The sequence below is a fragment of the Exiguobacterium sp. s50 genome, assembly GCF_018618175.1.
Lineage (GTDB): Bacteria > Bacillota > Bacilli > Exiguobacteriales > Exiguobacteriaceae > Exiguobacterium > Exiguobacterium chiriqhucha.
Map to the genome: position 1 here is coordinate 1 of NZ_JACSLP010000036.1, position 228 is coordinate 228.

At 43.4% G+C, this 228-nt stretch carries 1 rRNA gene; it reads left to right on the top strand.

The features are described 5' to 3' along the window. Positions 1 to 142: 142 nt before the first annotated feature. Positions 143 to 228, top strand: a 5S ribosomal RNA gene (gene rrf, locus KNP68_RS15150); the annotation flags it as partial.

Below are 228 nucleotides of genomic sequence, written 5' to 3' on the forward strand. Positions count from 1 at the left end.
ACGTGTGGAGCTGAATGATACTAATCGGTCGAGGCTTTGATCTAGTCTAAGGTTTGGATGAATTGATGAGTCTTCAGTTTTGAGAGAACAATCTCTTAAAAAATATTGACGTTATGACTAAATAATGTTAATATAATACTTGTCTGGTGGCGATAGCGAAGCGGCCACACCCGTTCCCATGCCGAACACGGAAGTTAAGCGCTTCAGCGCCGAAAGTAGTTGGGGGTC